The organism is Streptomyces sp. NPDC055140 (assembly GCF_053607285.1).
On the sequence record NZ_JBSGTG010000002.1, the window covers coordinates 824,721 to 838,297 of the forward strand.

10 protein-coding genes are annotated in these 13,577 nt (G+C 71.8%); all 10 read right to left on the minus strand.

Annotation, left to right across the window (positions count from 1 at the left end):
• Positions 1-48 precede the first annotated feature (48 nt).
• A complete protein-coding gene (locus ACWFR4_RS07485; protein ID WP_453651360.1) occupies positions 49-2,217 on the minus strand; it encodes a hypothetical protein in 2,169 nt (722 codons plus the stop codon).
• Positions 2,217-6,095: a putative baseplate assembly protein gene (locus ACWFR4_RS07490; RefSeq protein ID WP_453651362.1), complete on the minus strand. Its 3,879-nt coding sequence runs from the start codon at positions 6,093-6,095 to the stop codon at positions 2,217-2,219. Before ACWFR4_RS07490 ends, ACWFR4_RS07485 begins: the two co-directional genes overlap by 1 nt.
• Positions 6,082-9,246, minus strand: a complete 3,165-nt coding sequence (locus ACWFR4_RS07495; protein WP_453651364.1) for a putative baseplate assembly protein — start codon at positions 9,244-9,246, stop codon at positions 6,082-6,084. The genes ACWFR4_RS07490 and ACWFR4_RS07495 overlap by 14 nt, the downstream gene beginning before the upstream one ends.
• Positions 9,243-9,635, minus strand: coding sequence for a GPW/gp25 family protein (locus tag ACWFR4_RS07500; RefSeq protein WP_366118590.1), 393 nt, complete (start codon positions 9,633-9,635; stop codon positions 9,243-9,245). The genes ACWFR4_RS07495 and ACWFR4_RS07500 overlap by 4 nt, the downstream gene beginning before the upstream one ends.
• Complete coding sequence (locus tag ACWFR4_RS07505; RefSeq protein WP_453459496.1) at positions 9,632-9,967, minus strand: hypothetical protein; 336 nt, start codon at positions 9,965-9,967, stop codon at positions 9,632-9,634. The genes ACWFR4_RS07500 and ACWFR4_RS07505 overlap by 4 nt, the downstream gene beginning before the upstream one ends.
• A 19-nt stretch (positions 9,968-9,986) precedes the next feature.
• Positions 9,987-10,523, minus strand: a complete 537-nt coding sequence (locus tag ACWFR4_RS07510) for a phage baseplate assembly protein V (protein ID WP_453651366.1) — start codon at positions 10,521-10,523, stop codon at positions 9,987-9,989.
• Between the two features lie 61 nt (positions 10,524-10,584).
• On the minus strand, positions 10,585-11,724 hold the full coding sequence (locus tag ACWFR4_RS07515; protein WP_453651368.1) for a hypothetical protein: 1,140 nt from the start codon (positions 11,722-11,724) through the stop codon (positions 10,585-10,587).
• Positions 11,717-12,082, minus strand: coding sequence for a hypothetical protein (locus ACWFR4_RS07520; RefSeq protein ID WP_453459505.1), 366 nt, complete (start codon positions 12,080-12,082; stop codon positions 11,717-11,719). Before ACWFR4_RS07520 ends, ACWFR4_RS07515 begins: the two co-directional genes overlap by 8 nt.
• 11 nt (positions 12,083-12,093) lie before the next feature.
• Positions 12,094-12,780 (minus strand): hypothetical protein, encoded by a 687-nt coding sequence (locus ACWFR4_RS07525; protein WP_453459508.1) that lies wholly within the window; start codon positions 12,778-12,780, stop codon positions 12,094-12,096.
• Positions 12,777-13,559 carry a hypothetical protein gene (locus ACWFR4_RS07530; RefSeq protein WP_453459511.1) on the minus strand — a complete coding sequence of 261 codons (783 nt, stop codon included), beginning with the start codon at positions 13,557-13,559 and terminating at the stop codon, positions 12,777-12,779. Before ACWFR4_RS07530 ends, ACWFR4_RS07525 begins: the two co-directional genes overlap by 4 nt.
• Positions 13,560-13,577: the final 18 nt, after the last annotated feature.

The window sequence follows — 13,577 nt, forward strand, 5'->3', positions numbered from 1 at the left end:
GGTCCCCCTGGTTCAGGAAGGTGCGGGTGGGTCGTACGGCGGCACTGCTCATGTCACGAAGAAGATTCCGGCGTCCGTGCCCGCGGGCGTGTACTCCGCGAGCCGAGCGCGCAGACCGTCCTCGCGCTGCGGCCGGTACAGGTCGTGGAAGGCGCCCATCTCGGCGCCGTCGTCCGCGCCGCGCCGGAGCTCCTCGGGGCACCTGTCGGCCAACTGCCCGTACCAGGGCGTCCCGTAGCGCACCGCCGCGAACAACGGCTGGACGCCAGGGGCGAGATCGGGCCGGCAGCGGTGCCGCCGTGGCGTGCGCGAGCCGGTGGGGACGTACGAGTACCGCAGGCAGCCGATGCCGCGCCGGGCCACCTGCAGCTTGCCCGTGAAGACCGAGTTCTCGGCGATCTCCACCGCGTGCGTGTGGACCTCACCGATGACGGTCGTGCGGTGCGCATGCAGCACGGCGTGGGCGAGGCGGCAGTCCGGGGCGGACAGGGCCTCGCGGTCGTGGCCGGTGGCGTCCAGGATGCTGTCGCGGAGGTGGATGTCGAGGGGGTCCTCGCCGACCTCGTCGCCGATGACCTCGATGGTGCCGAGGATGCTGTGCTCGATCTGGAGGCAGGCGGTGGTGCGGTCCAGGACGATGCTGGGCTCGTCGGGCGAGTGCGGCTCGCACTCGGGCTCCAGTGACCAGCCGGGTACGAGGGTGGTGTGCCGTACGACGACGGCTCCCATCGGTCCGGTGACGTTGATGCCGCGCCCGGCTACCAGCAGGCCGTCGAGGACGATGCGCGGCCGCTCGTGCGGGGCACAATCACCCGCCACGGCGCGGATGTTGAGGGCGTCGGGCCGGTTGCTGTACCAGTCGAGCAGGCGCATCACCGGTCGCGTGCCCTCGGCCGCCCGGAGCTCCAGTCGGTCGCCGGGGTCGAGGTCGAAGTCCAGCTGCTCCTGGTAGGCGCCGCTGTGCGTGATCTCGATGATGCCGTCGGGGCCGGTGCGGTCCGCACGGCGGTCGTGCTGCCAGGCCCGGTACGCGTCCATGATCTGCCGGTACGGCTGTCCGGGGCCGACCCGGTAGAAGGCGGCGTCGGGCCGGTCCACGCGGTCGGGCCGCTCGTACTCGCCGCCGCCCATGTCGGCGCCGGACGCGTAGTGGTGGTCCACCCACACGCCCTGCCGGGGCGCCGAGCGCGCACCGAACGCGATCCGCCCGAGCTCCGGGTCGACGGCGACCTGACCGCGCTTCGGCCGGTAGCGCCAGTCGGACAGGTCGGCGACCACGATGTCGGACGGCGGTACGGGTTTGTCCTCGCCGTCGCGCCGGATGACGAAGCTCTTGCCGGGGCCGTAGTAGTCGAGTAGGCGGTCGTGGAGCAGGCGGCGGGTGATGAACGCGGGGACGTTGTCGACCGTGGCGATGTGGGTCGGCGACGGCTCCGGGACCGGCTCGGTGACCAGGGGGCTGTCATGGCCGAGGATCGAGAACGTGTAGAGGTTGCGGGCGCGGTCGATGCAGTACGCCGGAGAGGACGTCAGCGAGTACGCCTTGAGCCGCCAGACGAAGAGACCGACTCCCGCCGGGGTCCGACCACCCTGTTTCCTGGAGGAGTTGGCGCGGCGGATGTCGACGGTGCGTGCAGTGCTGTCGAAGGGGCCGCCGGCGAGCGCGAGCGCCGAGCCGTCCCGGAGGTCGAGGAGACGCCCCCTCTCCGCGGCCGTGTCCCGGTACAGCTTCACCGACTGGTGGTGAGCGACCAGCCTCGACAGCTCTACAGCCCGCGCGGGCCAGCCCGCGACCTGCTCGGAGATCTCCTCCAGCAGGTGCAGCGTCCCCTTGCGGCGGCGGGCCGCGACCGTGGCCGCCACGTCCGCGCGCGGCGCGACGGCCTCGGCCAGCGCGGCACGCCCGCCCTCGTGCAGGCCCGCGGTGAGGACACGTTCGTAGCCCGGCAGGGTGCGGTAACCGACCAGGTCGCCGAGGTACGGCAGCACCCAGGGGGCCGCCGTCTCCACGAACAGGTCCTCGTAGCCCTGCTCGACGCCGTCGCGGACCCGGTCGAGCTGCTCGGCGATGACCGCGAGCAGCGCGCGCAGCGGCTCGCCCTCCTCGGCGTCACGCAGAAGATGCCAGCGGGGCAACAGGGCGGCGAGGCCGTCGGGTTCCCGGTTCGTGGTGAGGGCTGTCGAGTCGAACTGGACATCCGCTGAATGCGCGGCCATCACTTGACCTCCGTGAGAATCAGGGTGTCCGCGGCTCGCGGGGACAGCAGGGCGAGCTGGGCGGGGCGGATGCCGCGGAGGACGAACACCGACCGGCCCTTCGCCAGGCGCCGGGTGTCGGTGATGTCGGGGTTGAGGCGCAGGAGTTCGGCGAGCGGAATGCCGTAGCGCGCGCAGACCGCCGACAGGGTCTCGCCGTCGGCGTCACGGACGGTGTGGATCTTCTCGTCGTACGTCGCCTCGTGCGCGGGAACGCTCGACCGCGGTGCGCCGGGGTCGGTGAGCAGCTCGGCGAGCTCTTCCGGGGTGGCGGACGCGGGGACGCCGTTGAAGACGTCGACGTCCACGTAGTCGACACCCGGCACGGTGTGGGCCGCCGCGAGGAGGTCGGAGAGCCGGGCTGGCTGCCCCAACTCGCGCCCCTCGTAGCCGAGTCGGCGCAGCAACACCTGCCGCAGCCGCGGTTCGACGAATTCCCAGGCGTGGTCCGGAGCGACCTTCACCCTGGCGGCGACGAGCAGCAGGACCAGCTCGCGTACGTCCACACGGACGGGCAGGTTGGCGTCGCCGTACTCGGTGAGCGCCCCGCGCAGGGCGCGCAGGGTGGCTGATCCTGCACCGTCGCCGTCCAGGGGCACGTCGTCGGTGCCCGCGACCGTCACGTGCAGCACGCGCCGCCGCCCGTCGAAGAGTTCGCGTGCTGCGGCCCGGCCGATGCCTGCCCGGGAGCGGGCGAAGTCCTCGTAGTCGGCCGCCGAGACGAGCCGGTCGAGGGCGGAGACGGCCAGCGGGATCGTCCTGCGGGTCAGGCCCGGACCGTCCGCGTCGGCGCCGCCCGTCGCCGGACGGGGGTTCGTGACGGCGGTGACGCCGAGCGGACGGGTGAGGGGCTGGGTGAGGCGGTCGGCAGGAACGTTGGCGGCCTTGCCGGTGCCGAAGCGGTAGCGGGCGTGGACGTTCTCGTGACCGCTGGGCAGCCGGGCCCCGTTCACCCCGTCGCCGAAAGTGACCGTCGTCCGGCCGTCGGAGGCGGTGCCGGTGATGTAGATCCGCTCGCGCGGGCCGCGTCCGGCAAGGCTGTCGACCTCGTGCCACAGGACGCCGTCGACCCGGATCTCCAGCACCGGTGTGGCGCCGAGGGGGTTGTCGTCGGCAAGCCAGGTGAGCGGGGACTGCCAGAGGGCGAACGTCTGGTTGACGCGGTCCGAGTCGCCGCTCCCGATGGCCTCCTCCCGGCTCTCGCCGTGGGTGGCCTCGACGACGTTTCCGAGGATGCGGACCGTCTCGCGGCGGTAGCGGTGGGCGAGGTCGGTGGTCAGGGTGAGGTGGGTGTGGACGCGGTCCCCCGGCAGTTGCGGGTCCACGGTCGCGTCGGCGGCGGCGATCGTGACGACCTCGGTGGCGGTGACGCCGACCGTCCCGGGGATGTCGCTGCGCTCGCCGGTCACGACGAGCGTGCGTCCGGCGCTCAACCCGTCGTACAGCTCGGCGAGATCGATCCCGTTGCCGTGGACCTCCTCGCCGAGCGGCTCGTCGGCCAGGCGCAGCGGCGCGCCCGCCGCGTGCACGGTGGTGTCGCGGATGTGCGACAGCAGGACGTCGAACTCGTCCAGCCAGGGGTCGGCAAGGGTGAGTTCGGTGCCGCGGCCGGTGATCCCGTAGTTGGCGTACGCCGCCGTACGCACGGCCACGACCTGGGTGGTGACGAACGCGAGTTCGGCGTCGCCGGGTATGCCGTCCTCGGCACCCTTGGCGGGGCGCTGGATCGCGACCCAGCTGCCGACCGTGATGCCGGTGTGCACGGTGTCGAGCTGCAGCACGCGCCGGTTGACGGGCGCGGGCTTGCCGGCGATGACGATCTCGACCTTGGGCTCGCTGCTGCCCACCCCGTAGCGCAGGCTCACCTCGTACTCACCGTGGGTGAACTGCTTGGTGGCGCCCGGGCGCAGGGAGATCTCCTGCGTGGTGCCGTTGTTGATGCCGACGTGGATCAGGCCGTCCTCGTCCGGACGGGACACGAACAGGGTGCATTCGGGCAGACCGTCGCGAAGGCGCGCGGTGACGCCGGGCTCCTGGGAGTCGGCGGGGACGGGGGTCCCCCCGCTCGATCGAGTTCGGGAGTGGGGGAGGGTGAGCCAGCTCAGCTCGCGGTCCTGGGCGGAGCGCGTCGACAGGTCGACCTGGCCGGGGCCCAGCGCGAAGGTGATCTGCCCGGTGACGGGCAGCGGCACTGCCCGCTGGTCGGAGCCGTTGCCCTCGACGTACTGGAACTCCGCCCGGATCGGCGCCTTGCCCGCGGTGTCGTGGACGACCCGCAGGCTGGTCAGCACGGCCCCGGTGAGCGGCCAGTCCGCGCTGCGGATGACCCGGCCCTTGTCGTCCTGGACGGGCTTGAGCGGGGCCGTGGCGCCGAAGGGGGCCGCGGTGACCCGCATCGCGAGCAGGTCGCGCAGGAACTGCGCGCTGCCGGGGGCGACGGCCGCCGCCCTGCGCCAGGCCGGGTAAAGGCTGCCGAGGCCGGGGTTGAGAGCCGCGATCAGGCGGGCGGTGTCGGTGCCGGGCCACTGGCTGCCGGTACCGGCGCCGACGGGTACGGCCGGTGCCGAGGTGCGCAGGGCGGGAAGTACGGCCGTCAGCGCCTTGAAGGCAGCGGTGCGCGGATCGCCCTCGAGGGGCGCGGGCCGTGTCGACGTGCGGCTCCGCCGCGTGGGCGCGACCGGCCCAGATGGCGCCGCAGACAGAAGACCACTCTTCGCGGCACGCTCATCGGCCTGAGCAGGAGCCAACTCCATCGCCCGCCCGGCGAGTTCGTGCAGCACCGCCTGCAGCTGCTCGAACCAGCCCGCGACGTCCTCCCACGGAGTGGCCAGCACCTGCGCCTCACCGAGGCGGGCGACGGGCTCCGCGAGGCAGGCCGCGAGGTTCTCGGGTGTCTTCACGTCGTCCAGAGCCGCACGGAGCGGGGCGAGCACCTGGTCCTCGAAGTCCTCGATCAACCGGCTCACCGGCCGCGGGTTCGGGACCTCCGGCGTAGGCGGCTCCTCCCCCGGCTCACCGGGCGCCGCGGGCTCGGCGGTCCACCGCCGCACCTCGTCGACCAGCTCCTTCAGCGTGGGCGGTGCCGACTTCTGCAGGGAGATCGCTGTGATGTCGTCGTCCCGGTCGACGCGTACGCCTGCGATGGGCAGCAACTTCCGCTGTCCGCCCACCTGTTCGCCGAAGACGAAGAGCAACTGGTCACCGGTCTGCAGGGAGTTCGCGGTGCCCTCGACGAAGAGTTCGGAGCGGCGCTCCAGATCCTCCGGGGTGACCAGGGACGGCCGGCGCCTGCGCACCTTCAGCTCGTTCCAGTCCCAGCGGGCCGTGAGGTCCCGGCTGGTCTCGAAGGTCACGGACTCCTCGTCGGCGGAGGCGGGCACGCCGTGGGTGCGCGCGCCGCGCGGGATCAGCACGGGCAGCGCCTCGGCACGCGGGTCGCGTTCGAGGGTGTACGCGAGGTGGGTGGTGGCGGCGACGCCCGGCCTCGGGCGGTGGCCGACGAGCCGGCCCAGCAGGACCAGCGACCGGTGCTCGCCCGCCGTGCGGAGGTAGGCCTCGTCGGCGATCCGCTCCGAGTGGAACGTGAGCAGGTCGCCGAGGACGGCGGTGGCGTCGAGGAGGCCGATCGCCGGGTCGTCGGGGGTACGGACGGTCAGGCCACCGAGCGCCGGGTACGCCGGTGAGGCGAGCCGGTCGAGCAGGGCCGCCAGGAACGAGCCGTACTCGCCGACGCGGTAGTCGAGGGCGGTGCGGCCGGGCGGGTTGTGCAGCGGGGCGGGCGCGAGACGCTCGTCGTGGCCGCCACGGCAGCCGCAGGCGCACTCTTCAGAGGCGGTCATCGGGGGCACCTCCCAGGGATATCGCCAGGTGGCCGTTCTCCGGCCGGTCCGGGTCGTTGTCGCACGTGGCGATCTCCAGCGGGCCGAGCCGCAGCACGCCGTCCTCCCTCTCTCCTCGGTCCTGCTCGAACAGCCGCCGCAGACGGTCGACTCGGACGTTCCGCACGCCCGGCACGGCCGCGGCGACGGCGACCAGACGGCTCAGGCGGACGGGTTCGCCGAAGGTCAGCGCGTCCGGGTGGAAGAACCCGAGCCGTCCGCCCGGGAGGCGGCCGCTGCCGAGGACTCGGTACAGCTCGGCCAGCACCTGCCCCTGCTGATGGCCGGGCACGGCACACACACTCAGCGCGATCTCGAGCGGCACCAGGCGGGCGGGGCCGACCACGAGATCGTGGCCGATGCGCCGGTACGCCTCCAGGGACTGCTCGGCCCGGGCGAGCAGCTCGGCCGGCGGCTCTGCGCTGCCGTACGCGTCGATCGCGACGTGGGCCTCCTGGACACTGCCGGTCCAGCGGATCTCCGCCGCGGCCCGCTGCACACCCGGCAGGGCGCGGGCGAGGTCCGCATAGTCCTCGGCGGTGACCGCGCGCAGACGGGTGCGGCGCAGGTCGAGCGGTGCCAGCTGGCGTGCCTGTTCGACGGGTTCGGGTTCGACCCCACCGGTGGCGGGCAGCGGGTTGCGGACCACGGTGGCCCGCGGCTGTTCACAGTCGCTCTGGATGACCAGGTGGTTGATGGCCTCCGCGCCGACGTTGCCGGCGATCCCGCCGCCGAGCCGGTGGTGCAGGGCGAGCCGGCTGCCCGGCGTCGGCCTGGCGCCGTGCCTGCCGTCGCCGAAGCGCAGGGCGACACGGCCGTCGTCCTCCAGCTCCCCGACGAAGTGCCGGTCGCGGGGCCCGCTGTGGAGCAGGTCGCGGCGGGGAATCCAGGTCAGATCGCCGTCCTCGACATGTACGGCGGGCAGCGCCCTGCGCGGGTCCTGGCCGAGCGCGGCGGCCGCGGACCCCCGCAGCACGGGCTCGTCGGGGTGCAGTCCTGCCGCGTACGCCGGGCCCCAGCTGTGCGCGATCTCCCAGGCGATGTGCCCGTCGAGGACCGCGCCCGCACGGGCCCGGGACGCGAGGATCTCCGCGCGACGCAACTTCGCGTCGAGCAACTCGTCGTTTCTGTGCAGGAGTTCACGCAGGGCGCGGACGGGATGCGTACGGAGTTCGAGCCGCTCCAGGACCTTCAGGCCGTAGATCACGGCGAGTTCTTCGACCTCCTCGTCCCCGAGCCCGTCGCGGTCGCGGGCGCTGCGCCACAGCTCGACGAGCCGCTGCCGCACCCGCCCCGCGATCGCGGCGATCCTCTCGGCCTGCCCGGCTGCCACGACCTGCGCGTCCGGGAACGGCACCGCCTGTACGACCGGGGAACGGCCGAGTACGGGGCGGAAGCGGGGCGCGATGCCCGGGTAGACGGACTGCGCGAGCAGGGTGCGCAGGGCAGCCGTCTGGGCATACGCCGTGCCGGGCACCACACGCTCGTGCCGCTGACCGGCGCGCTCCAGACCGAGTCCGGCGCGGACGGTCGCCGCCTCACCGACCACCTCGAACAGCTCGCGGACGTCGTCGGGTACGAGTGCCTGCCCGTTCTCCGCCCGGTCCGTGAGGGAGTTGATGAGCCGGGCCGGTGCGTTGCCCTCGTTCCGGTCGCCGCAGCCGAAGGCGGGCGAAGCGAGGTGGGGGTACCCCCGGCCGGAGGCCGGGGGAGGGTCGCAGGGCGCGACGACGGCCGGACCGGGCGGCACGGTGGCCGTCTGCGGCAGTCCGGTGAGGGTTCGGCCGTGGTCGACGAGGACGACGTTGCCGCGGGCCAGGCTCACGTCCTCGACGGGCAGGCAGTCGCGGCCGCCGCGCGTGGTGAGGCAGAGCGGGAAGCGCAGAGCGTCCTCGGCGGCCCAGGTGACCTCCAGGACCGGCTGGTCCTCGATGCGGTCGACGCCCGGGGTGACGGAGGTGAGGCGTACGGCCTGGCGGTGGCGGGGATCGGCGTCGCCGGGGGTGCCGGTACGCGGGCCCTTCACCTCCTCCAGGACCAGCACGTCTCCAGGGCTGAGGGCGAGTCGGCGCTCCCGGCAGGTCTCCGGGTCGTCCCACTCGTCGCGCAGGGTGGCGGAGGTGGCGCCCGCGGACAGGGTGCACACCTCGCCGCCCCAGGTCCACAGGCGGATCCTGTTGTGCGCGACCTTCAGTTCCAACGGGTCGGCGGCGACGACCGGTTCGAAGACCTCCACCGAGCCGCGCTCGTCCAGGTCGCCGACGTCGCTCTCGTCGATCACCGTGCCCGGTTCGGGCCGGTCGTGCGGGTCGAGGGTGCGCACGTCGACGGAGGCGAAACGGAAAGTGCCGGGAGCGAGGGTGGTGTCACCGGCGGTCTGCACGGTGACATACGCCCGTGCGGTGCAGCCGTCGTTCATGGCGTAGTCGATGAGCCGGACGTGTCGCCGTACGGAGACCCGGCGGCGCGCGGTGTCCAGGTAGGCCTCGGTGGCCACCGCGTCCTGCTGGTAGCTGATCTGGTCGCCGGTGTACGCGAGCAGCTCGACGAGCGTGACACCCAGGTCGGCGGGGTTGCGCTCGACCCGGTCGGGGGTGGTGAGCGCGAGCCGGTCCAGAAGCAGCTTACGGATGGTGTCGTAGTCGCGGACCGTGTAGTCGACGACGGGCGCGTCCGGGAAGTCCGCCTCCTGCGGCTCGGCCTCCTTGCAGTCGAAGGGGGTTGGGCAGTCCGGCCGGAAGGAGAAGGACGCACGGTGGTAGCGCTGGTCGAAACCGCGGAAGGGCTCGGTGCCGGGCCGCCCGTACGGGTCGGTCTCGACGAGCGAGAACACGTACTCCGAGGTGTCCCCGGCCTGGTCGAGGGTGACGTAGAGCCGGTCGTCGAGCTCCGGGTCCTCCTCGCGCTCGATGCTGACGTCGACGGCGGCGATGCCGGTGATCCGACGGCCGCCGTCGATCCGGACGTTCTCCGGCCCGAGGCCGTGCGGCGCCTTGCCGAGGAACATGACGGTGAGCAGCAGCCCGTCGTCACTGACCTCGACGGAGTCGACTCCGTTGAGCTGAGCCGCTCTTACCTTGACGCGGCGGGAGGTGGTGGTACCGGTGGTCACGCCGCCCTCCCTTCGAAGACGTCGTCCGCGCGGGCTCCAGTGGCACGCAGGACGTACGACAGGTGGACCCGTACGGCGTCGTCGGCGCTCTCCACGTCGAGGGCCACCACGTCGATGAGGTCGCCGAGCCAGCGCTGGAGCGAGGCCTGCACGGACAGTTCGAGCGTGCTGACGAGTTCGGGGCTGTTCGGGGCGAAGACCAGATCGAGGAGCCCGCAGCCGAAGTCGGGGCGCATCACCCGTTCGCCGGGGCTGGTGAACAGCAGTTGCTCGATCAGGTCGTGGACGTGCTCGCCGTGGGCGGCGTGCGCGGTGCGTCCCCGGCGGTCGGCACGGAAGGGGAACGCGATGTCGCTGCGCGGGCGGGTTCCCCGGCTCGTCGGGCTCATCGGACGGTCACCTTTCGCTGTGCGGCCTGGACGACGGGCGGCCCCTGCGGCACGAACGCCGCGGTGAAGCACTGGGCCGCGGAGGTGTCGAGCAGCACGGGTGCGCCGTCGACCGTGATGCCGGCGCCGTCGGCGGTCCAGCGGACCGAGACGCAGGGTTTGTGCACACCGTCCTGGGTGTGCGGGCAGCCGGTGACGACGTATACGTGAGCGGCCGTCGCGACGGCCACGCCCCCGATGCGTACGCCGCCGGAGGGTGTGGTGGCGGCGGTGACCCGGCCGCCGTGCGGGCAGCCGATCACGGCGCCGGCGTCGAGCAGACTCCCGGACACTTGGTACTTCCCCCGTCTTCTATCGCTTCGAGAGCACGGTCAACTGGCCCTCGTTGATGGTTACTTCGTTGCCACGGAGCACGACTTCGGCACCTGCGCCGGTCGCGATGACCACGGCCTCCTTGGTGATGCGGATGTACGCGCCGCCTTGGGCCTGGAGCAGAATTCCCTGCTGGGCGCCGGCGGTGTCGCTCATGACGAGCTTGTGCGCGGCCGGTGTCTGTACGACGACCGGCTTGCTGGGCGAGTTCGCCGCCAGCTCACGCCGCGCGTCGGGCGGCAGCTCCTCGGCGGCGCCGTACCAGCACCCGGTCCACACAGGGAAGCTGGGGTCCCCCTGCTCGAACTCCACCCACACGCCCGCGCCCGGCGGCGGCACCACGAACTGCCCGGCCTCGGGCCCGGTGAACGGCAGGCACGGAAGCGCCCAGGTGGACGCCTCGTCACCGAGGACGTCCGGGACCTCGACGGTGATACGGCCGATGCGCAGCGGATCGTTGTTGTCCACGACCCGCCCGCGGAACTTGCCGAGGTAGCGATTGCCGTCTGCCGCCATGCTGAACTGCTCCTGGTCTGTGCGGAGTTACGAGGTTCTGCGGATTCCACGAGGTGGGGGGTCAGGGCCGGACGTGGTCGCTGCGCGCCTCCAGCCCCTCCCTGGAGAGGGTGAAGTTCTGCTGGAAGGACCCCGGTCGCAGGTTGTGCGTGACGGACTTGACGTAGTAGTCGCCGTCGTACGCCCGCCCCGAGCCGCGTACGCCGACCAGCTGACGGGGCTGCAGGATGTACCCGTGCCGGTTCACGTCGAGCGATCCGGACCCGGAGACGACGTCGGCGGAGACGGCGGCACGGGCGAGGAGCTCGGCCTCGGCCTGCTCGCGCTGCTGCTTGGCCGTCCCGGACAGGGTCCTGCGCTTGAGGGCCGGGGTGGGCCGGCGCCCGAGGGGCGGCCGCAGAGGGCTGATCGGTGGCTGCGGGAGAAGGGTCGACTGCCGGGTCCCCGGATCCTGCCACCGCGCCTGCGGCTCTTCCCGCGCCGTCCCGTCGTATGCGAACGTCAGCTGGTCCACCGTGCTGTTGGCGTCCATATTGACGTTGAGGGCGTGCTGACGGATGCCGAGCCGGACCTCGGGGCCCCAACGGGCTGCGGACTGGCCGGGGTTGGGGCCGGGCTCCAGGTAGAAGGTGTAGCCGTTGGCCCGGGCGAGGTCGGTGACGTACTGGAGGTCGGTACCGGTCTGGTAGTGGACGCGGAGATCCTGGTGCGGAGGCTGGGCGATCTTCTCGGCGTAGACGTCGGGCCGGATGCCGTAGTCGGAGTACCGGCGCAGGATGGCCAGCACCCGCTCGGAGGGCGGGAGATTGGGATACCGGGCGGTACGCTCCTCCAGGTCCATCAGCAGCGTCAGGTCCTCACCGGTGACGGTGAGGGTGGAATGCCCGGGCTGATTGCTGGCACCGACCTCCTGCCGCACGACGAGTCCGTCGAAGAGCACGTCGGGGGTACCCCGGACGCTGACGGTCACGATGATCCGCGTCTTGGGATCGAAGAACCCCTCGGGCAGGAGCCGCTGGTTGATGATCCCGGTCTTGGTGAGGTCGAAGGCGATCTGAAAGCCGCTGCGCTCCCCCGCAGTGGCCGTGATCTGCGCCGACAGCAACGCCTCGGTCACCTCGGCCGGCACCGGCCGGGCGAGCTTCGGCCCCATGAGGAGCGTGACGTGGACGGGGCCCTGCCCCACGGGCTGCTCAGACACGCCGGTCCCCTCGGGGCAGCCCGCCGGCGAACGGGATCTCGACAACGTGCCCGGCCTCGTCCGTCAACTCCCGTGGATCCAGCACCGGGTTGGCGTCGGCTGTGCGCCACCACTGGCCGGGGTCGCCGAAGAAGCGCTGGGCGAGCAGATCGGGGCGCTCGCCGGCGCCGACGACGTGGTCCTGCGTCTCCTGCGCGTCGAGCGGGGGCAGTAACCGGCGCTTGGTGTAGCGGACTTCGGTGCCGTCCTCCTGGCGGTGAATGCCGATCTCGGCGTCGTGGTACCGGCTCGTCCGCGGGTACGGATGGGAGCCCGGTATCGCCCCCAGCGCACTCGCGTAGGACTCGATGTCAGCCATGACGGTGCTCCTCAGCCCCTTCCGCTCAGTACGTCTGCTCCCGGCAGCCCGAGGGCCCCGAGACTCCCGCCCCGCGCGGCCGCGGCCAGTCGCTCCTTCTGGGCGAGGTGGGCCATGTAGAGGTCGGCGCCGCGGTGCCCTGCGGGCAGGTCGCTGACGGTGAGGATCTTCATGCCGATGCCGAGGGAGGCCCGGATCGGGTTGAGATTGACGTCGAAGGCGGACTCGTTGACGGACAGTTCGGTGAGCCGCACGGGCATGACCCGCTTGCTCCCCCACGTGAACAGCGTCAACGGCATCTCGATCGGGCTGATCTCGATGGTGCCCTTCTGCGACAGCCTGCTCGCCGCGCGGAGCTGCGCGGTCGTCGGCTGCACCAGCATTTCGAGGGTCGCGAGCTGTGGGTGGATGCCGTCGGGGGCTGCGATCTCCAACTGGTCGGTGGCATCGATCTCGGCGGTGAACTTCCAGGTCTCCTGGGCCGGCCCTTTGAGACGCAGCGCCTCGTTCCTGTCTCCCCCACCTCCGCCTCCGCCTCCACCGTCACCGCTGTCGCCGGCGGACTGGGGGGCGATGCTGCGTTCCAGGGTGTCGGGGTTGAACTGCAGCACGATGACGCGCTGGGGGGTGCCGCGGTCGGGGTCGACGACGACCATGCCGGAGCGGATGGGTTTGGGGATGTCTGGGTAGCGGGTCACTCGTTCTCCACGGAATCGTCGCTTTCAGCCAGGATGTCTCTCACGTCGGAAGCCGGATAAGGGGCGTCCTCCGGCCACGTGGCGACCTTTTCCTCAATGAGGCTCCGGTGGGCCGCCAGGTCGTGCTTGGCGAGCGCACGTGCCGCAGTTGCCTGCAGTTCGAGATCGTCCAGCTCCATGGCTCTTTGGAAATCCGCGAGAGTGCGCGGTGTCGAACCCTTGGCGAGCGCCTGAAGTGCTTCAAGGCGGTCATCGACGTCCCTGCCCTCGTCGAAAACCACTCGGGCCAACTCCGTGACCAGTCTTTCGTCTGCACCGGACGACAGCTGGAGGATTCTACCCGCCGACCTGAACGCCGCCGATTCAGCGTCGTAGTTCGGCGGTGCGTCAAGTACACGTGCGATCGACTCGGCGTCTTCCTCCTCCGCCCTGTTGATCATTACGAGGAGTGCGCTCGCGTAATCCGCACCGTTCATCGACGCGCCCGTTTCCGAAGCGGGAGAAGGAGCCTCGTGAAGAATCTGTCGCGCGCGCTGCAACACCTCGTGACCGTAGTCCTTCAGCACGCTGCCGAAACCGTGCCGCTCCATGGAGAGCGCATAGTGATAGTGGTCGAGAGCGATCCCCATGGCTGCCGTGTCTCCGCTCCGCAGGAGGTCGACGAAAGCACGCAGGGCCGCATCCTCATCGGATGGGCTTGCGAGCTCGGACCGTGCGGCGTCGAGAGCAGGGTCGCCAAGAGTCACACCCTGCCAGTGGTACGTTCCGAACCGATTCACCCCGGTCCTCCTTTCAGT

Bases quoted from the DNA above. Each gene is read 5' to 3' on its own strand.
- ACWFR4_RS07485 (WP_453651360.1), bottom strand. From the start codon at position 2,217: ATGGCCGCGCATTCAGCGGATGTCCAGTTCGACTCGACAGCCCTCACC.
- ACWFR4_RS07490 (WP_453651362.1), bottom strand. From the start codon at position 6,095: ATGACCGCCTCTGAAGAGTGCGCCTGCGGCTGCCGTGGCGGCCACGAC.
- ACWFR4_RS07500 (WP_366118590.1), bottom strand. From the start codon at position 9,635: ATGAGCCCGACGAGCCGGGGAACCCGCCCGCGCAGCGACATCGCGTTC.
- ACWFR4_RS07510 (WP_453651366.1), bottom strand. From the start codon at position 10,523: ATGGCGGCAGACGGCAATCGCTACCTCGGCAAGTTCCGCGGGCGGGTC.
- ACWFR4_RS07520 (WP_453459505.1), bottom strand. From the start codon at position 12,082: ATGGCTGACATCGAGTCCTACGCGAGTGCGCTGGGGGCGATACCGGGC.